Genomic DNA, 23,515 nt, shown 5'->3' on the forward strand with positions numbered 1-23,515 from the left:
TTTTAGGTAATTTTGTATAGGAGGCATGCTTAAACCAGTAATAACTTTACATAAGGAAATTAAATTGGCTATGATGATTCAAAAACCTGCTTTTGAGGCAATTGCACCAAGTTTTGGTCACTCGTTTACCTATCAAAAGTTTAGTGAGAGCAAAGAAACCAAGAATAATGGCTGGCATTATCATCCTGAGATGGAACTGGTCTATATAAAAGGAGGTTCAGGCAAAAGACAAATAGGCAGTCATGTTTCTTATTTTAGAGACGGAGACTTGATTCTTATTGGCTCTAACTTACCACACTGCGGTTTTACAGATAGACTTACGGGAAACAAAAGTGAGACCTTGGTACACATGAAGGCTGATTTTTTGGGCAGCGACTTCTTCGATATTCCCGAAATGAAGAATATTCAAAAACTCTTTGAAGTTGCAAAAGGCGGAATAGCGTTCTTTGGCAAAACCAAAACCAAGGTTGGCGAAAAAATGGAGATACTGGAATATCAAACAGATTTTCAACGCTTGCTATCAATTCTTAACATATTAAACCAACTTGCCATATCAGAAGAAATAAAAGTATTGAATGGTGAAGGTTTTTCTATGGAAACGGAAGTCAAGGACAACGATAGAATCAATATTGTCTTTAATCATGTTAAAGCCAATTTTAAGGAAGATATTAGTCTGGATGAGATTGCCAATATAGTGAGTATGACGGTTCCTTCATTTTGCAGATACTTTAAAAAAATCACCAATAAGACCTTTACACAATTTGTAAATGAATATCGTCTTGTGCACGCCTCTAAATTATTGGCAGAACAACCTATCAGCATCACCCAGGTATGTTATGATAGTGGATTCAATAATTTTTCTCACTTTAATAAATCTTTCAAGGCATTTACGGGTCAAAATCCTTCAGAATACAGAAATCAATTGAAGGCAGTACTTAAATAACATGGCTTTATTTTCAGAAAAAATAAATTTAGAACTACCAGATAGTGATATTGCTTATTATCCAAATTTTTTAAAAGAGGAAGATGCCTGTTCATACTTCAATGTATTGCGGGACGTTATTCCATGGCAACAAGATGACATTACAATCTTTGGGAAAACCTACCCCCAACCAAGATTAACTGTATTATATGGGAATAATGGAAAGACCTATTCCTACTCAAATATTACCATGACACCTCTGGAGTTTACGCCAGAACTGCTAAAAATAAAATCCGAAATTGAAAAAGAAGCTGGTGTAGAATTTTCAACTTGTTTACTTAATTATTATAGAGATGGAAAGGATAGTAATGGTTGGCATTCCGACGATGAAAAAGAACTTGGTCAAAACCCAGTTATAGCATCACTATCATTGGGTGCAGAACGTTTTTTTCATTTGAGGCACAAACAAGATAAAGCCATTAAACATAAGGTTTTACTGGAACATGGAAGTTTGTTGCTGATGCAAGGGCAAACTCAACACCATTGGCATCATCAAATTGCAAAAACTGCAAGAAAGATTGGAGAGCGGATAAACCTGACTTTCAGAATAATCAAGTAATTATTTAAAAAGGTCATTCAACACTTTAGCAAGTCTTAGGCCTCCTTTTTGCAACTGCTGGAACAACACATCATTGTATTTGTAACCATATTGATAGCCAAGTTTCTCACCGACTTCGGCAGAGTTATAAATCTCTGCACACAGCTCATGTGACTCTTGTACCCAGTCATATATTGTCCCTTCTTGGATTTTTTTACGTTCTTTTTTTGAGACCTGCTTAAGTTCATCGGCAAGCTCTGTGTACGTCATGCCATAGGATAGAATCAGGTTTTTATCCCAAACCCTGTGAAGATTTGTTCCTTCACCAAACCATTGTAATTGAATATCATTGCCTCCTTTATCCTCAGCCCTACTGGCGTGCATGGGCTGGTGCAAATCGCCAACCAAATGGACTAACATTTTAAGATAAAAAACCCGATCAGCTCTAGAATTGTTTTCATCTTTTACAATTCTTGTGCATTCCTCTATGGCCTGCACTACATCACCAAACTTACTTTTAGACGAATCCTCGTAGCGCATACCTAATGGATAGTTAACATAATGCCATGCAGAAAACTTGGAATATGTTCGGTCAGCTTTTATTTCATCTGCAAAAGTGGAAACAAAGGCCAGACTATGTCCGTCTAACAAATCATTTAATGCACGTTTTGCTTTACCTGTTAAATGGTTTTCCGCGATATGCCCAGTAACTCTATGCCCTGTTTTACCCCAATAATTACTGTGACCCAATAAAGGCACCAATAAAAAAAGTAAAATTGTCTTGTTCATGATTGATGATTTTTTCAAATGTAGAAAACTGTCATTAATTATAATATTTCTAAAGGAAGCATTTTCATTAGATCGTTAATATCATTTGTGAAAATGAATTTAATATAATATATTTATGATATCAATTTGATATCATTAAATCAACAATTATGACAGATGAGAAAATAATCTCCCCTTTAAACGGATACTTTATGTTATTCGTTTCCTTAGTTCTTTTTTTTGGAGGAATCGCCGCCATTATTTCTGCCAAATCTGGATGGTTCGGTATTTGTATTTTTATTGGGTTGGTAATGGCCTTTGGGTTGGTTTTGGTAAATCCGAATAATTCACGGGTTTTAGTGCTTTTTGGAAAATATGTAGGAACCATAAAGAAGAATGGTCTTCACTGGGTAAACCCTTTATACTCCAAACGAAGAGTCTCTTTACGTGCCAGTAATTTTGATAGTGAACGGCTTAAGGTCAATGATAAATTAGGGAATCCAGTCATGATAAGCACCATTCTGGTTTGGAGAGTTACCGATACTTACAAGGCAGCTTTTGATGTTGATGATTATAAAAATTTTGTTCGGGTTCAAACAGATGCTGCAGTAAGAAAGTTAGCCAGTATGTATCCTTATGATAATTTTGCTGATGAAGGTATAGAAGAAGATATTACCTTGCGTTCTAGTTTGAACGAAGTAAGCGAAGCCCTTGAAAAAGAGGTCCAGGAGAGACTTGGAATGGCAGGAATTGAAGTATTGGAAGCTAGAATTGGATATTTGGCTTATGCACAGGAAATTGCCAACGCCATGTTGAAGCGCCAACAAGCTACAGCCATAGTTGCAGCTAGGCATAAAATTGTAGAGGGTGCTGTAAGTATGGTAGAAATGGCTTTGGAAGAACTAAGTAAAAAACAGATTGTTGATTTGGACGAAGAGCGTAAAGCAGCTATGGTCAGTAATCTTATGGTTGTGCTATGTTCAGATAAAGATGCTTCACCAATTGTGAATACAGGAACTCTTAACCATTGATAGATGTGAGTATTTAAGAAAATACAATTTCATCAAAAAAATAATTAAGGAATTATTAGAATAGATGAGTAAAAAAAAGGCATTTGCTCTAAGACTCAACGAAGACATGCTCAAAGCAATTGAAAAATGGGCTGCTGATGAATTTCGCAGTACTAATGGACAAATAGAATGGATGTTGATGAAAAGTCTTAAAGAAGCAAAAAGAGAGCCAAAAAAAAAGAGCAATGAGGATAATTAATTTTTGGGATTTTTTTAACTAACCTTACCCTTAAATTTGACGGACTAACTTAAATTATCCAATGTTGAAATTCCGTTTTGTACTAGCTGCAACGCTCTTCCCTATTGTATTTTTTGCTCAAATCAATTCCAAACAATTTACCGTAAAGTATATTTCCGAACCCATTAAGATAGATGGAGTATTGGATGAATCTATCTGGGAAACCGCTGAGAGCGCTCATGATTTCCAACAATATTTTCCTTCGGATTCTATTTTGGCAGTTCAACAATCCGACATAAAAATGCTTTACAGTGAAACCACATTGTACATTGGCATAAAGGTAAATACTGAAGGTGATGATTATGTAATTCCTTCATTACAAAGAGATTATAGAGCTGGAGGGAATGATAATATTAGCCTGCTTTTTGACACTTTTAATGATGGTACAAATGCTTTTCTATTTGGCATGAACCCCTATGGAGTGCGAAGAGAAGCCCTAATTTCCAATGGAGGTACCGACCTGAGGGGTTTTACCACTTCTTGGGATGTAAAATGGCGAGGAGAGTCCAAAATGTATGATGGTTATTATATCTGTGAAATGGCTATTCCCTTAACCTCATTTAAATTTAAACAAGGTGAGACTAAATGGCGTTTTAATAGCTATCGTTTTGATATGCAGACCAATGAAACCAGCACATGGATAGAGATTCCTCAGAATCAGTTTATTTTTGGTTTAGCATTTATGGGCGATATGGTTTTTGAAAAACCCTTGGGAAAATCAAGAACCCCGCTAGCAATTATTCCATATGTTAATGGAATTTCTTCAAAAGATTTTGAAACCAATGACACTAATAATGATTTGAATTTTGGTGGAGATGCCAAGGTGGCCATCGGTAACGGAATGAATTTGGATATTACCGTAAATCCTGATTTCTCCAATGTAGAGGTAGACAATGTTTTCACCAACCTTACCAGGTTCGAGATATCACTCCCAGAAAGAAGGCAGTTTTTTGTTGATAATAGTGATCTTTTTGGAACGTTTGGTAATTCACGCGATTCCAACCCATTTTTTTCAAGAAGAATAGGAATTGCCGAGGATTTGGATGAAGAAACCATTGAAAATGGTATTATTGGAGGAATCCGTCTCAGTGGAAAACTTAATGAAGATTGGCGTTTGGGTCTATTGAATATTCAAACCGAAGAAGATACTGAAAACGAAATCCCTAGTAACAACAACACTGTTTTTGCACTTCAAAAAAAGATGTTCTCTCGATCTAACCTCAGTTTTATTTTTGTAAACCGTGAAACCTTCAAGGATTATGATTTTTTAGAGGAAACAGAAAGGTATAACCGCGTAGTTGGATTAGATTATAATCTAGCATCCGCAGATAACACCTGGGTTGGTAAATTTTTCTTTCATAAATCTTTTGCACATGACATTGGAGATGATGACAGTTCTGGAGGAATTGACCTTCAATATAATTCAAGAACCATTAATTTTGGCTTGCGCGGAAACTATGTTGGTAATGACTTTAGATCAGATTTAGGGTTTGTAAGAAGACAAGATATAATTGCGGCAAGACCCTTTATTGAATTTAATTTTTGGCCTAAGAAAGGTAAAATCAATTCTCATGGTTTCCGTTTTAGCCCAAACGCTATATGGAGGCCAACTTTAGATTATCAAAATACTGATTATACCATTTTTACCAGTTGGCAAGCTCAATTCAAAACCCAGGAAGAAATATCAGCTAGAATGTTCAATAGATTCACTTTTTTAACCGATTCTTTTGATCCAACAGATACAGATGGTGCACTTGAACTCCCTGCGGACCAAGGGTACTACTATACTAGTTATGAAGTAGAATTTCAAAGTGATAGACGAAAAGTATTTTCTTACTCTTTAGAACCTGGTTATGGTGATTTCTTCAACGGTAACCGATTTTCTTTTGAAGGTGATGTAAGCCTACGGCTTCAACCGAAAGTATCTCTTTCCATGGAATTGAATTATGACAGTATAAACCTCCCAGATCCATTTCCAAGTGCTAATCTTTGGTTGGTGAGCCCCAGAGTCAACATTACTTTAAATAAGTCTGTATTCTGGTCAACCTTAGTTCAATATAGCAACCAGCGAGATAATTTGGGTTTTAATTCACGCTTACAGTGGCGATTTGCTCCGCTCTCAGATTTGTTCATTGTGTATAACGACAACTATTTTGTGAATTCATTCATGCCAAGGAACAGATCCATAAATCTGAAACTTACCTATTGGTTAAATATTTAGAATGAACTTCAAGGTACTTTGTTCAGATTTGGATGGCACATTGTTATCTACAAAAAACGATGTTTCTGAGTTTACTGTTTCAGAGATAAATCGAATAAAGAAATACCTAAGGATTATTCTGGTTTCGGCAAGAATGCCAAAATCCATGACTTATCTGCAAAAAAGAATGGGAATACAAGAAAGTCCCATTATCTGCTATAATGGTGCATTGATTCTTCAGAATGATAAAGAAATAAGTTCCACCATAGTTTCTTCTGAAAATACAGCCCAGCTAAATACCCTTTGCCAGCCCTATGGAATAAAACTTGGACTATATTACAAGCATGAATGGTGTGTTAGTGAAACCTCTGAACGTGTGGAAAAAGAAATTCTAAATACAAAAGCCGAACCTATTTTTGAATCCACTGTGCAAACTGTGGAGAGATGGAAAAAAAGGAACATAGGTCCGCATAAAATTATGCTTATGGGCACCAAGGCAAGTATGGACAAGGTCACTCAGAAATTAACAGATAGTTTTTCCAGTACCTTGAATTGTTATCGTTCCAACGATACGTTAATTGAAATAGCCCCTAAATCAGTTTCAAAACTTTCAGCAATAAAGATCTTGTTAAAACCCAATGAAGCTTTGAATGAGGTCATTGCTTTCGGTGATAATTACAATGACATGGAAATGTTGAAAAATGTAGGCCTTGGAGTTGCTGTGGAAAATGCACGGAAAGAGGTAAAAGAGATTGCCAAAAAAATGACTTTAAGTAACAAAGAAAATGGGGTGGCACAATTCATTAAAGACCATCTTTGATTTTCCTATATTTGAATATATCACTATAAAAATTATATGAACCAACTCCCTTTTACTGAAGATACTGTCATCTTTGGCCTTCTCTGTCTCTGTCTAGGTTTTGTTTTTTATACGTCATCCATTAAAACCGGATTTTGGAAAAAATTCTATGGCATAGTGCCAACCGTACTTATGTGTTATTTGTTGCCTGCAATCTTGGCGAGCACAGGAATTATAAATGAGGAAGCGTCGCAAACATATTATATAGCCAGTAGGTATCTTTTACCCGCAGCGCTTATCTTAATGACCCTAAGCATTGACTTAAAGGCGATAATAAATCTCGGATCCAAAGCTTTGATTATGTTTTTGACAGGAACAGCAGGAATCATTATCGGTGGACCTTTAGCTATTTTAATCGTCTCTATTTTTTCTCCAGAAACCGTTGGAGGCAATGATTTTGATGCCGTTTGGAGAGGCCTTGCCACAATTGCAGGTAGTTGGATTGGCGGTGGAGCCAATCAAGCAGCCATGCTTGAAGTGTTTCAATACAACCAAGACAATTATGGCGGTATGGTTTTAATAGATATTGTGGTAGCAAATATCTGGATGGCCATTCTTTTATTGGGAATTGGGAAAACTGAAAAAATTGACAAATGGTTAAAAGCTGATTCCTCGTCTATTGAAAAATTAAAAGAGAAAGTATCTGCCTACACCGCAAAGATTGCCCGTGTAACGAGCCTACATGATTTCATGATGATGTTATTGTATGCTTTTGCAGGGGTTGGAATCGCCCATCTTTTGGGTCATCATTTTGCAGAATTTTTAGAAAATAATTTTGAGGTCATCAGAAATAAAGAAAAAATACTATCCTCATTAGGCTCTAAATTCCTTTGGATGGTTGTCTTTGCTACTGCAATTGGTATTGGTCTTTCCTTTACAAAAGCTAAAAATTATGAAGGGGCCGGAGCCAGTAAAATTGGTAGTGTTTTTATCTATATTTTGGTGGCCACAATTGGTATGAAAATGGATTTGGGCAGAGTTCTAGAAAATCCTGGGTTAATAGCAATTGGTTTGGTTTGGATTTCCATTCATGCAGGACTTTTAATTCTAGTGGCTAAATTGATTAAGGCTCCATACTTTTTCTTAGCAGTAGGTAGCCAAGCCAATGTTGGTGGTGCTGCTTCTGCTCCCGTGGTGGCAGCAGAATTTCACCCTTCATTGACATCTGTGGGTATTCTTCTAGCTGTTTTTGGTTATGTAGTGGGCACAGCAGGAGCCTATTTATGTGCTTTATTGATGGAAGTAGCTTCTAAAGTTTAATTATTCCATAAGTTTATTGATATTTGCCCCGCTAAAATTTCAACAATGAAGAGGATTTTATTCGTACTGACACTTGGTTTGATTATCATTTCTTGTCAAAAGAGTACAGAAAATACCATGACAGTTTCAGGAAACATTAAAGGATTAAAAAAAGGAACCTTGTTCTTGCAACACTTTAATGATTCATCATTAGTGGTATTGGATTCACTTGAAATTCAAGGAGATGGAAGTTTTTCTTTTTCCCATGAAGTAGAAAGTCCAGAAATTTTTTATCTCTACCTAGATAAAGCCGATAACAATGATGTTAACGATCGTATTACTTTTTTTGGTGAACCTGGACAAATTACGATAAATACTTCTTGGAATACTTTTGAAACCAACGCTGAAGTCTTTGGTTCAAAAAGTCATGAAAAGCTTGCAGAATTCAAAGGAATGTTATCTAATTTCAATATTAAAGAGCTTGAGCTTTCACAACAAAGTTTTTTACCCGAGATTCAAGCAGATTCGTTGGCATTGGATTCAGTACAAAACCTGATATCTCGAAATATCTTGAAACGATACAGATATACGCTGAATTTTGGTTTGAACAATAGTGATTCTTATGTTACCCCTTATGCTATGCTAATTGGAGCAAATGAAGCTAATCCAAAATATTTGGATTCGATATACAATTCCTTAACACCGGAAGTAGCCGCTTCTAAATACGGAAAAGATTTCAAAGAATATTTGAAAAAATAAGGCATTAACCAGCTAATTTGTTTAACTCTTCAACTAGTTCAGTAGCCTTTTCTTCTAGCTGCGACCGGATGTCTTTAAAGTGCGCTTTACTGTTATCGACTTCTTTTTGATGAATCTTATCCATAAGTTCATCAAACACGGCAATAGCTCTATCAATGAGCACAGAACCTTCTTCTGAGTCTTTATTATTAGAACCTGCTTCCCATATGTAGACCGCTTCTATGATATCTCCTAAAACAAAATTGACATCTTTCTTTAAATCACGAATACTTGCCATACTACTGTTTTTTCAAATGTACTATTAAATGGTTACTTCTAAAAGTTTAACCCCTTGGGTATTTATTTCTACCCTACTGCTTGAGGCGGCAACCAAAATGGTTTCACCTTTTTTAATCCTTGCACTACCCCAATCATTACCGATTTCAGCTTCTCCTCCTACACACATATAAATGGTAAAAGAATCCCTTGACGAAATATCCTGATGCATGTCTGTACTTAACTCCAAAAAATTGGTTTTAAAGTAAGGGCAATCAACCATTGTGTTGATGGAATCCATCGTATCTGGATAATCAACCTTAAAATCATCTTTTCTGGAATAATCCATTGCATCAAGAGCCAACTCTGTATGCAATTCTCTAAGGTTTCCGTTTTTGTCTTTTCTGTTGAAATCAAATACCCTGTACGTTACATCTGAGGTCTGTTGAATCTCTGCCAATAACACCCCCGCACCAATGGCATGGATTTTACCCGTATTTATAAAGAAAGTATCACCTTCAGAAACTTCCTCATAGTTCATCAGATCTAAGAGGGTGTTTTCTTCTAGACTTTTAACGTATTCTTCTTTTTCAACGCTTTTATCGAACCCTACAATTAGCTTGGCCCCAGGGTCTGCATCCATAACGTACCACATCTCAGTTTTCCCAAAAGAGTTATGTCTTTTCTTGGCCAATTCATCATTGGGGTGAAGCTGGATGGATAAATCTTGTTTGGCATCGATAAACTTTATAAGAATTGGAAAATCATTTCCAAAACGGTCCACAACACTTTTACCCAATAAGCTTTGCCCCTCTTTCTGAATTAATTCCTGCAAAGAAGTTCCAGCTAAAATTCCATTTGAAATTTCAGAAATATCCCCATCTACACCTGAGAGCTCCCAACTTTCTCCTGTAATGTCACTTTCAATAGGTTTTCCAAGTACATCTTTAAGTTTCGTTCCTCCCCAAAGACGTTCTTTAAGAATTGGTTTAAATTTAAAAGGGTATAGGTTCATTCTATCCTGAATAGGTTACAAAATTACGAGGTGTTTCATAAAGTACTACCTCCAATTCTTTGGTTTTTTCAATATGAGGTCTAATCTTATTCCAGATTACTACCGCAATATTTTCAGCGGTAGGATTAAGGTCTTCAAACTCAGGAACATCTTTATTTAGGTTTTTATGGTCCAGTGCCTCCTCAACATGTTCCTTAATTAAGTCCTTAAGCACTTTAAGGTCCATAACAAAGCCTGTCCGTTGATCAATCTCTCCGGTAACACTTACAACAAGGTCATAATTGTGGCCATGATAATTTGGATTGTTGCATTTGCCAAAAACAGCATCGTTTTTCTCAAAACTCCAATCTGGTCTATATAACCTATGTGCCGCGTTAAAATTGGCTTTTCTGCTAACTTTTACCTTCATCATTTAGTACTGTTATCAGAGATATGATTATAAAACCGCTCAAAAATAATTTTGAACCAAGCTGTATACTCATCTGGATTCTTGGAAATATCTGTCCTAATATCTGAAGGGAGCATCCATTTCCAATCTTCTACTTCTGAACGATTAATTGCTGGACCTCCATCATAGTATCCAATCATTACATGGTCCAATTCATGTTCTGTAAGGCCATTATCAAACGGTGCTTTGTAAATAAAAGAGAATAATTCTTTCAGTTCTGTTTTAAAACCCATTTCCTCTTGAAGGCGTCTTTTTCCTGCTTTAATATTGGTTTCTCCTTCTCTTTGATGACTGCAGCAGGTGTTTGTCCATAATAGAGGTGAATGGTATTTATCCTTAGCTCGCTGTTGCAGCATGGTCTCACCCTTATCATTCATAATAAAAACCGAAAAAGCCCTATGAAGCACAGCTTTCTCATGAGCTTCCATTTTAGGCATTAGGCCAATAGGTTCATCATTCTCATTGACCAATATCACATTTTCCTCTTTCATAAGGTAAAAATATGACGTTTGTCAGGAAATACATGGATACAGGTTCTAAAATGTTTCTAAAACCTTTAACTCTAAAAGAAACGTGGAGATTTTAAATTGCTTAAATTCTTTATAAAATCATATCTAAGAATGACCTCAAAGGATCCATCATTAAAAGTAGCTGCACCCAAATCCGTGGTCTCACGGTCATAAGCAAGCCCAATAAACATTTCATCGGATATCCTAAAGCCAACAAGACCACTAAAAGCAGCATCCCAGCGATAGGCAACGCCTCCTATAAACTTTTCATTGAACATGAAATTCGCAGATAAATCTACTTGAAAAGGAGCTCCTTGAACTGCCTTAGTCAAAAGGGTCGGTTTAAATTTGAGGAAAGGATTCAAATCCCATACATACCCAGTTATAAAGTATAAGTTTATCTGCTCCGTTGCAGTTGAAATTGATGATTCATCAAAATGGGTTGTTTCTAACAACCTTGGTACTGAAAGTCCGGTATAAAAACGTTCAGTATGATAATAAATTCCGGCACCAATATTAGGAGAAAATTTATTTTGAATATCCTGCTGTGATTGCAATTGAGGGTCAATTTCAAATTCATCCAGCTCTGAATACCTAATATCCAACATGTGGGCGCTTGCTTTTAATCCAAAACTTAGCTTGGCATCAAATGATGTTTGAATAGTGTATGAAAAATCAACATCAAAATAAGTTTCAGAAGTAGGACCTATTTTATCATTTACAATGGAGATTCCCAAACCAACTCCTCTATATCCCATTGGAGTATGAAGATTAAGGGTTTGCGTCTCTGGAGCACCATCCAAACCTAGCCATTGATTACGGTATAAGGCCGCGATACTTAAATGACCTCTAGAACCTGCATAAGCTGGATTAACACTTACTGTATTGTACATGTATTGTGTGTATTGTGCATCTTGTTGAGCATGAACAACACTTGCAAAGCACAATAACAGTGTAATTATTTGTAAGAGTGTATTTTTCTTTATTGAATTCTTATCCACAGTAATCTTCACTTTATCTATTAATGTATAGGTAACCTGAGAGCTGTTTCATATTCCCATTGAGATCTTCATAATCTATAATATAGAAATACGTACCTACAGGAAGTTTGTTGTCCTGATCAACAGTCACCCGTCCTTCCGAAGTGCCATCAAAGACATTTCCGGTTGTGTTGTATGCTTTGGTTACGTAGACCAGCACACCCCATCTGTTGTAAATTTTTACTGTATTGTTTGGATAATCTTCTAAATTATTAATAGTTAATACATCATGTATTCCATCTCCATTTGGAGTAATAACGTTAATTACGTCAACTTCGTCTACTTGGCTTTGATCTAAATCCGAATCCAAATAGTTTGGAAACCCATCTCCATCTGAATCATCATTAGCATAGTTTCCATCCAAATCCAAATCTTCATCTATAGTTTCGATACCATCATCATCATCATCTGTATCTCGGTAATTCGGAACGTCATCAGAATCCGTATCAATTAAATCAATGGTTGGGTCATTTATTTCATCATTAACATCTAAGTCAATTACCGTACTTCCTTCAAAACCGTCGTCAAGACCATCATTATCTTTATCTGAACCAATAAATGTTACATCTGCAATACCATCTTGATCTTGATCATTACCTTCTATACTATCTGGTACGTTGTCATTATCACTATCATCATCTACATAATCTGGAATTGCATCTCCATCTGTATCTACCGGAATCAATCCTACATTCCCACCATTTTCATAAGCATCATCTAAACCATTATCATTGGCATCCAATAAACTAGGAGCTATATAGTCTATTGTTATCTGTGCTTCAATATTATCAGGAATTCCATCATCATCGCTATCAATATCTAGGTAATCTGGAATAGTATCTCCATCTGTATCAGTTGGGTTTGTTGATGGATCATTATCGTTATCAGAATTTAAATCTTCAAAACTGTCTACAATTCCATCATTATCGCTATCTAAGTTAATTCCGGGAGGATTCACCAATATGGTAACTGTTGCGGTGCTACAATTTCCAGATCCGTCGCATATTGTATAATCAAAAGTGTCAGGGCCCAGATAACCTGGATTTGGAGTATAGGTTATAAAATCATCTGATGGATTACCCAGAGTAGCATTTTCACTAATGAAAATGGTTCCGCTGGAAGGTGTTGTAGCTGTCAAGGTACCTGTAGTAGGCAAATCGTTATCATTTGCCAAAATATCAATATCAACAGCAATATCTTGCTCCGTTGTAACGGAATCATCAAAAGCATCCACAATAGGAAGAACATCTACAGTGACCGTTGCAGTACTGCAAGCTCCAGTAGTGTTACATACAGTATAATCAAATGTATCGGTCCCGTTGAAATTGGGGTCTGGTGTATAGGTTACAATATCATCAGTTGGGTCATTTGGTGTTCCATTGCTGTTTATGGTAGTAGTACCATTTGATGGATTTGTAGTTGTAAGGTTTCCGGTTGTGGTTACATCTGAATCATTGGCAAACACAGGAACAACAACAGAATCATCTTCATCTACAGTTACCAAATCATCAACCAAAGTTCCAGCTTGACTCATACAAACTACAGTAAAACGAGGTAGTTCGCTGGTATTGCCTGCTTTTGAAATTGTTGCTGTATAGCGCATCACTGTTGGTGTGCTAGTTACAGTAGGTTGGGTTTGATCTCCTGTAACTGGAGGACTCCAACTCACGGTTGCCCCAGTTGGAATACTTGCTGTAATATCTAAAGTCACTTCATTATCAGGAGCAACGCAATCAGTCAAGATAAAGTATCCCGTTGCATTGGAACCACAAAGGGTTCCATCATAAGTTGCAAAATATACTCCTGGTTGTGTAGCTTCATAAAAGGAAGCCGTACTTAAAACAGTTCCTAAATCTGAAGCCTCGTACCATTGGTAATTACTCTCATCGCCACTATTAGGTGCTTGAAGTAAGAATTGTGCATTTAGAAAGCTCATCCCAAAAATAAAGACGAATAATCCAATGAATAAAGACTTATTTAATTTTATTGATTTCAAATTTCCTATTTAGTCTTCATTATTATTTTACAACAAACACCACATTGATCAATGAATTGTAGTCTGCTGGCGCTCCAATAATATCATACTCCATTAAACCATCGGCATCAATTTCTACATTATCAAAAACTAAAGTGTCAAAAAATGTAACATAGTAATACAATTCATCAGATGCATAGGTTGGTATAGCTGCTGGTGCTTCATCTGGCCCTCCATCATCGCTTATCACCATAGGAGATCCATATTGGGCAGTATATTGAGCATACAAATCAACAGTCTGATTTAAAATAGGAGTTCCCGAATATGCAGAAACATCAATTGATATGGATGGCGGATAAAAAATCCTTGCCGCTTTAATTGCTGGTATTACTGGTGCTACGTCTTGCAATACTTGTTCTACAGTAGTATAATCATCTACTGTATCCCCGTCAATATCTATGGGTGTAACCAAATTAACTTCTCCAGCGGTCTGGTCATCATCATTGGCATCATCCACCCATGAATATACACCACTTCCATTTGTTGATAACAGTTGTCCACTTGTACCACCGGTTGGAAGTTCTATTTCATTATTAGGGTCGGCATCCGCATCGTCGGTGTCAAGGGCAGCAAGCTCCGCGTCGGTGGCGAAGGTACCGTCAAGGTCGACTCCGGTCGCTCCCGCAGCGGCGTTCGTAAGCTCTAGGGTCGTGCCCGATAAGGCCACGTCCGATAGTTCGTTCGTCGGGTCGGCATCCGCATCGTCGGTGTCAAGGGCGGCAAGCTCCGCGTCAGTGGCAAAGGTTCCGTCAAGGTCAACACCCGTGGCACCCGCAGCGGCGTTCGTAAGCTCTAGGGTCGTGCCACTAAGGGCCACGTCAGATAGTTCGTTCGTCGGGTCGGCATCCGCATCGTCGGTGTCAAGGGCAGCAAGCTCCGCGTCGGTGGCGAAGGTACCGTCAAGGTCGACTCCGGTCGCTCCCGCAGCGGCGTTCGTAAGCTCTAGGGTCGTGCCCGATAAGGCCACGTCCGATAGTTCGTTCGTCGGGTCGGCATCCGCATCGTCGGTGTCAAGGGCGGCAAGCTCCGCGTCAGTGGCAAAGGTTCCGTCAAGGTCAACACCCGTGGCACCCGCAGCGGCGTTCGTAAGCTCTAGGGTCGTGCCACTAAGGGCCACGTCAGATAGTTCGTTCGTCGGGTCGGCATCCGCATCGTCGGTGTCAAGGGCAGCAAGCTCCGCGTCGGTGGCGAAGGTACCGTCAAGGTCGACTCCGGTCGCTCCCGCAGCGGCGTTCGTAAGTTCAAGGGTCGTGCCCGATAAGGCCACGTCCGATAGTTCGTTCGTCGGGTCGGCATCCGCATCGTCAGTGTCAAGGGCAGCAAGCTCCGCATCGGTGGCGAAGGTACCGTCAAGGTCAACACCGGTCGCTCCCGCAGCGGCGTTCGTAAGCTCTAGGGTCGTGCCCGATAAGGCCACGTCCGATAGTTCGTTCGTCGGGTCGGCATCCGCATCGTCGGTGTCAAGGGCGGCAAGCTCCGCATCGGTGGCGAAGGTACCGTCAAGGTCAACACCGGTCGCTCCCGCAGCGGCGTTCGTAAGCTCCAAGGTCGTGCCCGATAAGGCCACGTCCGATAGTTCGTTCGTCGGGTCGGCATCCGCATCGTCAGTGTCAAGGGCGGCAAGCTCCGCGTCGGTGGCGAAGGTACCATCAAGGTCGACTCCGGTCGCTCCCGCAGCGGCGTTCGTAAGTTCAAGGGTCGTGCCCGATAAGGCCACGTCAGATAGTTCGTTCGTCGGGTCCGCATCCGCATCGTCGGTGTCAAGGGCAGCAAGCTCCGCGTCCGTGGCGAAGGTTCCGTCAAGGTCAACACCGGTCGCTCCCGCAGCGGCGTTCGTAAGTTCAAGGGTCGTGCCCGATAAGGCTACGTCAGATAGTTCGTTCGTCGGGTCGGCATCCGCATCGTCAGTGTCAAGGGCAGCAAGCTCCGCGTCAGTGGCGAAGGTTCCGTCCAGGTCAACACCCGTGGCTCCCGCAGCGGCGTTCGTAAGTTCCAAGGTCGTGCCACTAAGGGCTACATCAGATAGTTCGTTCGTCGGGTCCGCATCCGCATCGTCAGTGTCAAGGGCAGCTAGTTCCGCATCAGTGGCGAAGGTTCCGTCCAGGTCAACACCAGTGGCTCCCGCAGCGGCGTTCGTAAGTTCCAAGGTCGTGCCACTAAGGGCTACGTCAGATAGTTCGTTCGTGGGGTCCGCATCCGCATCGTCAGTGTCAAGGGCGGCAAGCTCCGCATCGGTGGCGAAGGTTCCGTCCAGGTCGACTCCGGTCGCTCCCGCAGCAGCGTTCGTAAGCTCCAAGGTCGTGCCACTAAGGGCCACGTCAGATAGTTCGTTCGTGGGGTCCGCATCCGCATCGTCGGTGTCAAGGGCGGCAAGCTCCGCATCGGTGGCGAAGGTTCCGTCAAGGTCAACACCAGTGGCGCCCGCAGCAGCATTCGTAAGCTCAAGGGTCGTGCCACTAAGGGCTACATCAGATAGTTCGTTCGTCGGGTCGGCATCCGCATCGTCCGTATCCAAGGCCGCAAGTTCCGCGTCGGTGGCGAAGGTTCCGTCAAGGTCAACACCAGTGGCGCCCGCAGCGGCGTTCGTAAGCTCAAGGGTCGTGCCCGATAAAGCAACATCGGATAGTTCGTTCGTCGGGTCGGCATCCGCATCGTCAGTGTCAAGGGCGGCAAGCTCCGCATCGGTGGCGAAGGTTCCGTCAAGGTCAACACCCGTGGCACCCGCAGCAGCATTCGTAAGCTCAAGGGTCGTGCCACTAAGGGCTACATCAGATAGTTCGTTCGTGGGGTCGGCATCCGCATCGTCAGTGTCAAGGGCGGCAAGCTCCGCATCGGTGGCGAAGGTTCCGTCCAGGTCGACTCCGGTCGCTCCCGCAGCGGCGTTCGTAAGCTCCAAGGTCGTGCCCGATAAGGCTACATCGGATAGTTCGTTCGTCGGGTCGGCATCGGCATCGTCAGTGTCAAGGGCGGCAAGCTCCGCATCGGTGGCGAAGGTTCCGTCAAGGTCAACACCCGTGGCTCCCGCAGCGGCGTTCGTAAGCTCTAGGGTCGTGCCACTAAGGGCCACGTCCGATAGTTCGTTCGTGGGGTCCGCATCCGCATCGTCAGTGTCAAGGGCGGCAAGCTCCGCATCGGTGGCGAAGGTACCGTCAAGGTCGACTCCGGTCGCTCCCGCAGCGGCGTTCGTAAGCTCCAAGGTCGTGCCCGATAAGGCTACGTCCGATAGTTCGTTCGTGGGGTCCGCATCCGCATCGTCCGTATCCAAGGCCGCAAGTTCGGCGTCAGTGGCGAAGGTAGCATCCAAGGCAGTGTCATTGATGTCAATATCAACTTCATCATTACCGGCATCATCTGTAATCGTTATCCTATTGGAACCAGCATTTATATTTTTGAATTCCAGATCGGCACCTGTCTTTCTTGCAAATGTTCCAACACCGCCCGTACCAACATTGGAGGCCGTATTGGTTTGGCCCGCTGTGGCAGCGAAACCGTCTATATCGGTCTGAAGTTCTTCTATCGCAGCCTGTACATCCGTACTTGTAGTGTTTCCCGCTGGGGTGAAATCAACTCCGGCAGCATCTTGTATCTCGTTATTAGGGTCGGCATCCGCATCGTCGGTGTCAAGGGCGGCAAGCTCCGCATCGGTGGCGAAGGTACCATCAAGGTCGACTCCGGTCGCTCCCGCAGCGGCGTTCGTAAGCTCCAAGGTCGTGCCCGATAAGGCTACATCGGATAGTTCGTTCGTAGGGTCGGCATCCGCATCGTCGGTGTCAAGGGCGGCAAGCTCCGCGTCCGTGGCGAAGGTTCCGTCAAGGTCAACACCGGTCGCTCCCGCAGCGGCGTTCGTAAGTTCAAGGGTCGTGCCCGATAAGGCCACGTCAGATAGTTCGTTCGTCGGGTCCGCATCCGCATCGTCAGTGTCAAGGGCAGCAAGCTCCGCGTCGGTGGCGAAGGTACCGTCAAGGTCAACACCGGTCGCTCCCGCAGCGGCGTTCGTAAGTTCAAGGGTCGTGCCCGATAAGGCTACGTCAGATAGTTCGTTCGTCGGGTCGGCATCCGCATCGTCAGTGTCCAAGGCCGCAAGCTCCGCGTCAGTGGCGAAGGTTCCGTCAAGGTCGACTCCGGTCGCTCCCGCAGCGGCGTTCGTAAGCTCCAAGGTCGTGCCCGATAAGGCCACGTCCGATAGTTCGTTCGTGGGGTCCGCATCCGCATCGTCAGTGTCAAGGGCGGCAAGCTCCGCGTCAGTGGCAAAGGTACCGTCAAGGTCGACTCCGGTCGCTCCCGCAGCGGCGTTCGTAAGCTCTAGGGTCGTGCCCGATAAGGCCACGTCCGATAGTTCGTTCGTCGGGTCGGCATCCGCATCGTCAGTGTCAAGGGCGGCAAGCTCCGCGTCGGTGGCGAAGGTACCGTCAAGGTCGACTCCGGTCGCTCCCGCAGCGGCGTTCGTAAGTTCAAGGGTCGTGCCCGATAAGGCCACGTCCGATAGTTCGTTCGTCGGGTCCGCATCCGCATCGTCGGTGTCAAGGGCGGCAAGCTCCGCGTCGGTGGCGAAGGTTCCGTCAAGGTCAACACCCGTGGCACCCGCAGCGGCGTTCGTAAGCTCCAAGGTCGTGCCCGATAAGGCTACGTCCGATAGTTCGTTCGTGGGGTCCGCATCCGCATCGTCAGTGTCAAGGGCAGCAAGCTCCGCGTCAGTGGCGAAGGTTCCGTCCAGGTCAACACCCGTGGCTCCCGCAGCGGCGTTCGTAAGTTCCAAGGTCGTGCCACTAAGGGCTACATCAGATAGTTCGTTCGTCGGGTCCGCATCCGCATCGTCAGTGTCAAGGGCAGCTAGTTCCGCATCAGTGGCGAAGGTTCCGTCCAGGTCAACACCAGTGGCTCCCGCAGCGGCGTTCGTAAGTTCCAAGGTCGTGCCACTAAGGGCTACGTCAGATAGTTCGTTCGTGGGGTCGGCATCCGCATCGTCAGTGTCAAGGGCGGCAAGCTCCGCATCGGTGGCGAAGGTTCCGTCCAGGTCGACTCCGGTCGCTCCCGCAGCGGCGTTCGTAAGCTCCAAGGTCGTGCCCGATAAGGCCACGTCAGATAGTTCGTTCGTCGGGTCGGCATCGGCATCGTCAGTGTCAAGGGCGGCAAGCTCCGCATCGGTGGCGAAGGTTCCGTCAAGGTCAACACCCGTGGCTCCCGCAGCGGCGTTCGTAAGTTCCAAGGTCGTGCCACTAAGGGCTACATCAGATAGTTCGTTCGTCGGGTCCGCATCCGCATCGTCCGTATCCAAGGCCGCAAGTTCCGCGTCGGTGGCGAAGGTTCCGTCAAGGTCAACACCCGTGGCACCCGCAGCGGCGTTCGTAAGCTCTAGGGTCGTGCCACTAAGGGCCACGTCAGATAGTTCGTTCGTGGGGTCCGCATCCGCATCGTCAGTGTCAAGGGCGGCAAGCTCCGCATCGGTGGCGAAGGTACCGTCAAGGTCGACTCCGGTCGCTCCCGCAGCGGCGTTCGTAAGCTCCAAGGTCGTGCCCGATAAGGCTACGTCCGATAGTTCGTTCGTGGGGTCCGCATCCGCATCGTCCGTATCCAAGGCCGCAAGTTCGGCGTCAGTGGCGAAGGTAGCATCCAAGGCAGTGTCATTGATGTCAATATCAACTTCATCATTACCGGCATCATCTGTAATCGTTATCCTATTGGAACCAGCATTTATATTTTTGAATTCCAGATCGGCACCTGTCTTTCTTGCAAATGTTCCAACACCGCCCGTACCAACATTGGAGGCCGTATTGGTTTGGCCCGCTGTGGCAGCGAAACCGTCTATATCGGTCTGAAGTTCTTCTATCGCAGCCTGTACATCCGTACTTGTAGTGTTTCCCGCTGGGGTGAAATCAACTCCGGCAGCATCTTGTATCTCGTTATTAGGGTCGGCATCCGCATCGTCGGTGTCAAGGGCGGCAAGCTCCGCATCGGTGGCGAAGGTACCATCAAGGTCGACTCCGGTCGCTCCCGCAGCGGCGTTCGTAAGCTCCAAGGTCGTGCCCGATAAGGCTACATCGGATAGTTCGTTCGTAGGGTCGGCATCCGCATCGTCGGTGTCAAGGGCGGCAAGCTCCGCGTCCGTGGCGAAGGTTCCGTCAAGGTCAACACCGGTCGCTCCCGCAGCGGCGTTCGTAAGTTCAAGGGTCGTGCCCGATAAGGCCACGTCAGATAGTTCGTTCGTCGGGTCCGCATCCGCATCGTCAGTGTCAAGGGCAGCAAGCTCCGCGTCGGTGGCGAAGGTACCGTCAAGGTCAACACCGGTCGCTCCCGCAGCGGCGTTCGTAAGTTCAAGGGTCGTGCCCGATAAGGCTACGTCAGATAGTTCGTTCGTCGGGTCGGCATCCGCATCGTCAGTGTCCAAGGCCGCAAGCTCCGCGTCAGTGGCGAAGGTTCCGTCAAGGTCGACTCCGGTCGCTCCCGCAGCGGCGTTCGTAAGCTCCAAGGTCGTGCCCGATAAGGCCACGTCCGATAGTTCGTTCGTGGGGTCCGCATCCGCATCGTCAGTGTCAAGGGCGGCAAGCTCCGCGTCAGTGGCAAAGGTACCGTCAAGGTCGACTCCGGTCGCTCCCGCAGCGGCGTTCGTAAGCTCTAGGGTCGTGCCCGATAAGGCCACGTCCGATAGTTCGTTCGTCGGGTCGGCATCCGCATCGTCAGTGTCAAGGGCGGCAAGCTCCGCGTCGGTGGCGAAGGTACCGTCAAGGTCGACTCCGGTCGCTCCCGCAGCGGCGTTCGTAAGTTCAAGGGTCGTGCCCGATAAGGCCACGTCCGATAGTTCGTTCGTGGGGTCCGCATCCGCATCGTCAGTGTCAAGGGCAGCAAGCTCCGCGTCGGTGGCGAAGGTAGCATCCAAGGCAGTGTCATTGATGTCAATATCAACTTCATCATTACCGGCATCATCTGTAATCGTTATCCTATTGGAACCAGCATTTATATTTTTGAATTCCAGATCGGCACCTGTCTTTCTTGCAAATGTTCCAACACCGCCCGTACCAACATTGGAGGCCGTATTGGTTTGGCCCGCTGTGGCAGCGAAACCGTCTATATCGGTCTGAAGTTCTTCTATCGCAGCCTGTACATCCGTACTTGTAGTGTTTCCCGCTGGGGTGAAATCAACTCCGGCAGCATCTTGTATCTCGTTATTAGGGTCCGCATCCGCATCGTCAGTGTCAAGGGCAGCAAGCTCCGCGTCGGTGGCGAAGGTACCGTCAAGGTCGACACCGGTCGCTCCCGCAGCGGCGTTCGTAAGTTCAAGGGTCGTGCCCGATAAGGCCACGTCCGATAGTTCGTTCGTCGGGTCGGCATCGGCATCGTCCGTATCCAAGGCCGCAAGTTCCGCGTCGGTGGCGAAGGTTCCGTCAAGGTCAACACCGGTCGCTCCCGCAGCGGCGTTCGTAAGCTCAAGGGTCGTGCCCGATAAGGCTACGTCCGATAATTCGTTCGTCGGGTCCGCATCGGCATCGTCAGTGTCAAGGGCGGCAAGCTCCGCGTCCGTGGCGAAGGTTCCGTCAAGGTCGACTCCGGTCGCTCCCGCAGCGGCGTTCGTAAGCTCTAGGGTCGTGCCCGATAAGGCCACGTCCGATAGTTCGTTCGTCGGGTCGGCATCGGCATCGTCCGTATCCAAGGCCGCAAGTTCCGCGTCGGTGGCGAAGGTTCCGTCAAGGTCAACACCAGTGGCGCCCGCAGCGGCGTTCGTAAGCTCAAGGGTCGTGCCCGATAAAGCAACATCGGATAGTTCGTTCGTCGGGTCGGCATCCGCATCGTCAGTGTCAAGGGCGGCAAGCTCCGCATCGGTGGCGAAGGTTCCGTCCAGGTCGACTCCGGTCGCTCCCGCAGCGGCGTTCGTAAGCTCCAAGGTCGTGCCCGATAAGGCTACATCGGATAGTTCGTTCGTCGGGTCGGCATCCGCATCGTCGGTGTCAAGGGCGGCAAGCTCCGCATCGGTGGCGAAGGTTCCGTCAAGGTCAACACCCGTGGCACCCGCAGCAGCATTCGTAAGCTCAAGGGTCGTGCCACTAAGGGCTACATCAGATAGTTCGTTCGTCGGGTCCGCATCCGCATCGTCCGTATCCAAGGCCGCAAGTTCCGCGTCGGTGGCGAAGGTTCCGTCAAGGTCAACACCAGTGGCGCCCGCAGCGGCGTTCGTAAGCTCAAGGGTCGTGCCCGATAAAGCAACATCGGATAGTTCGTTCGTCGGGTCGGCATCCGCATCGTCAGTGTCAAGGGCGGCAAGCTCCGCATCGGTGGCGAAGGTACCGTCAAGGTCAACACCGGTCGCTCCCGCAGCAGCGTTCGTAAGCTCCAAGGTCGTGCCACTAAGGGCTACATCAGATAGTTCGTTCGTCGGGTCGGCATCCGCATCGTCGGTGTCAAGGGCAGCAAGCTCCGCGTCCGTGGCGAAGGTTCCGTCAAGGTCAACACCGGTCGCTCCCGCAGCGGCGTTCGTAAGCTCCAAGGTCGTGCCCGATAAGGCTACGTCCGATAGTTCGTTCGTGGGGTCCGCATCCGCATCGTCAGTGTCAAGGGCAGCAAGCTCCGCGTCAGTGGCGAAGGTTCCGTCCAGGTCAACACCCGTGGCTCCCGCAGCGGCGTTCGTAAGCTCCAAGGTCGTGCCCGATAAGGCTACATCAGATAGTTCGTTCGTCGGGTCGGCATCGGCATCGTCAGTGTTCAATATGAGAGAATTACCACCAGTAATGCCAATATTACCCGGGGTACTATCAGTAGTTAACGTTTGTGCATCTGTATTAACCAAAGCCGCAATATCAGCTAAAGCAACTGAAAATGTATTTGTATCTGAATCTGTAATTACCAGATTCGTATTTGTTCCATCAATACCAAAAGAAGCTATCGTAGTATTTGTATCTGTAAGGGTATCACTCAAGCTACTTAAATCAACATTTACACTTCCCCCATTTTCCAAAGTCAATGTCAATTCATTTGTAATTCCATCAAAAGCAAAACCTGTTAGTTGCTGGTCATCTGATGAAGTTAGTTCCCAAGAATCACCATCCCAAAAATAGATGGTACCTGTATTGGTGTTTACATAAATATCTCCAGCGTCAGCTCCTGTCGGTGTTGCTACTCCAGGTGTTGTAACTGCGGTTCCACTTAGAACTTCACAATTGCATTGATCTTGCAAGGTTACCGTAGTCTGGGAAAAGGCAAATCCTGTGAAGAAAAGGAAAACTATGATTATGATGTTCTTTTTCATGGGGTTATTGTTAATTGACATCGTATGTACTATCTTTTTTGTAATCAATTTTGCGAGTTTTGCACTTCAATACTTTGAATACTACTACACTTTACAAAATTACCTTTACCTATAGGGGATGAAAATATTTGTTGTGTACTACTAAAAACCGATTGTATAGCTGTTAAATCTTGAAGTTATCACATTCAATAACTAAGATTTTTTTAAGGTTGTTTATCGATTAAACCAGTATTATCAATAGTTATAGTTATTGTATTAAAGCATAACTAAGCTTAACAAAACATAAACTAAGTGAAAGATTTTACGTACTAAATCAATGCTTTTC

The 23,515-nt window shown here is 44.7% G+C and carries 16 protein-coding genes; 8 read left to right on the forward strand and 8 right to left on the reverse strand.

Annotated elements, in window-relative coordinates; all coding sequences use genetic code 11:
• The first annotated feature begins 70 nt into the window (after nt 1-70).
• The gene (locus SJY44_RS15155; RefSeq protein WP_298930726.1) at nt 71-943 is read left to right on the forward strand and encodes an AraC family transcriptional regulator; all 873 of its coding nucleotides are present in this window, start codon (nt 71-73) and stop codon (nt 941-943) included.
• Nucleotide 944: 1 nt separating this feature from the next.
• Complete coding sequence (locus SJY44_RS15160; RefSeq protein ID WP_396590369.1) at nt 945-1,541, forward strand: alpha-ketoglutarate-dependent dioxygenase AlkB family protein; 597 nt, start codon at nt 945-947, stop codon at nt 1,539-1,541.
• On the opposite strand, the gene SJY44_RS15165 is transcribed toward SJY44_RS15160, so the two are convergent.
• The gene (locus SJY44_RS15165; protein ID WP_396590370.1) at nt 1,542-2,309 is read right to left on the reverse strand and encodes a S1/P1 nuclease; all 768 of its coding nucleotides are present in this window, start codon (nt 2,307-2,309) and stop codon (nt 1,542-1,544) included.
• Nucleotides 2,310-2,458: 149 nt separating this feature from the next.
• Here SJY44_RS15165 and SJY44_RS15170 point away from each other — a divergent pair, with 149 nt between their 5' ends.
• From SJY44_RS15170 to SJY44_RS15195, 6 genes are all read left to right on the forward strand, one after another.
• The gene (locus SJY44_RS15170; RefSeq protein WP_298930718.1) at nt 2,459-3,319 is read left to right on the forward strand and encodes an SPFH domain-containing protein; all 861 of its coding nucleotides are present in this window, start codon (nt 2,459-2,461) and stop codon (nt 3,317-3,319) included.
• A 64-nt stretch (nt 3,320-3,383) separates the two neighbouring features.
• Complete coding sequence (locus tag SJY44_RS15175) at nt 3,384-3,557, forward strand: Arc family DNA-binding protein (protein ID WP_163423905.1); 174 nt, start codon at nt 3,384-3,386, stop codon at nt 3,555-3,557.
• Between the two features lie 61 nt (nt 3,558-3,618).
• Nucleotides 3,619-5,817 carry a DUF5916 domain-containing protein gene (locus tag SJY44_RS15180; protein ID WP_396590371.1) on the forward strand — a complete coding sequence of 733 codons (2,199 nt, stop codon included), beginning with the start codon at nt 3,619-3,621 and terminating at the stop codon, nt 5,815-5,817.
• 1 nt (nt 5,818) lies between these two features.
• A complete protein-coding gene (locus SJY44_RS15185; protein WP_396590372.1) occupies nt 5,819-6,616 on the forward strand; it encodes a Cof-type HAD-IIB family hydrolase in 798 nt (265 codons plus the stop codon).
• A gap of 36 nt (nt 6,617-6,652) precedes the next feature.
• Nucleotides 6,653-7,915 carry a DUF819 family protein gene (locus tag SJY44_RS15190; RefSeq protein ID WP_298930704.1) on the forward strand — a complete coding sequence of 421 codons (1,263 nt, stop codon included), beginning with the start codon at nt 6,653-6,655 and terminating at the stop codon, nt 7,913-7,915.
• A gap of 45 nt (nt 7,916-7,960) precedes the next feature.
• Complete coding sequence (locus SJY44_RS15195) at nt 7,961-8,653, forward strand: DUF4369 domain-containing protein (RefSeq protein WP_396590373.1); 693 nt, start codon at nt 7,961-7,963, stop codon at nt 8,651-8,653.
• Nucleotides 8,654-8,657: 4 nt separating this feature from the next.
• On the opposite strand, the gene SJY44_RS15200 is transcribed toward SJY44_RS15195, so the two are convergent.
• From SJY44_RS15200 to SJY44_RS15230, 7 genes are all read right to left on the reverse strand, one after another.
• Complete coding sequence (locus SJY44_RS15200; protein WP_396590374.1) at nt 8,658-8,930, reverse strand: hypothetical protein; 273 nt, start codon at nt 8,928-8,930, stop codon at nt 8,658-8,660.
• Between the two features lie 24 nt (nt 8,931-8,954).
• The gene (locus SJY44_RS15205; RefSeq protein WP_396590375.1) at nt 8,955-9,923 is read right to left on the reverse strand and encodes a type I phosphomannose isomerase catalytic subunit; all 969 of its coding nucleotides are present in this window, start codon (nt 9,921-9,923) and stop codon (nt 8,955-8,957) included.
• A gap of 1 nt (nt 9,924) precedes the next feature.
• Nucleotides 9,925-10,332, reverse strand: coding sequence for a 6-carboxytetrahydropterin synthase (locus SJY44_RS15210; protein ID WP_298931104.1), 408 nt, complete (start codon nt 10,330-10,332; stop codon nt 9,925-9,927).
• The gene (gene idi / locus SJY44_RS15215; RefSeq protein WP_396590376.1) at nt 10,332-10,862 is read right to left on the reverse strand and encodes an isopentenyl-diphosphate Delta-isomerase; all 531 of its coding nucleotides are present in this window, start codon (nt 10,860-10,862) and stop codon (nt 10,332-10,334) included. The genes SJY44_RS15210 and idi overlap by 1 nt, the downstream gene beginning before the upstream one ends.
• Nucleotides 10,863-10,933: 71 nt before the next feature.
• Complete coding sequence (locus tag SJY44_RS15220; RefSeq protein WP_396590377.1) at nt 10,934-11,881, reverse strand: type IX secretion system membrane protein PorP/SprF; 948 nt, start codon at nt 11,879-11,881, stop codon at nt 10,934-10,936.
• Nucleotides 11,882-11,894: 13 nt separating this feature from the next.
• Nucleotides 11,895-13,856: an Ig-like domain-containing protein gene (locus tag SJY44_RS15225; RefSeq protein WP_396592097.1), complete on the reverse strand. Its 1,962-nt coding sequence runs from the start codon at nt 13,854-13,856 to the stop codon at nt 11,895-11,897.
• 82 nt (nt 13,857-13,938) lie between these two features.
• Nucleotides 13,939-23,190, reverse strand: coding sequence for a beta strand repeat-containing protein (locus SJY44_RS15230; protein WP_396590378.1), 9,252 nt, complete (start codon nt 23,188-23,190; stop codon nt 13,939-13,941).
• Nucleotides 23,191-23,515: the final 325 nt, after the last annotated feature.

The organism is Allomuricauda sp. R78024 (genome assembly GCF_044596045.1).
Classification (GTDB): Bacteria; Bacteroidota; Bacteroidia; order Flavobacteriales; family Flavobacteriaceae; genus Flagellimonas.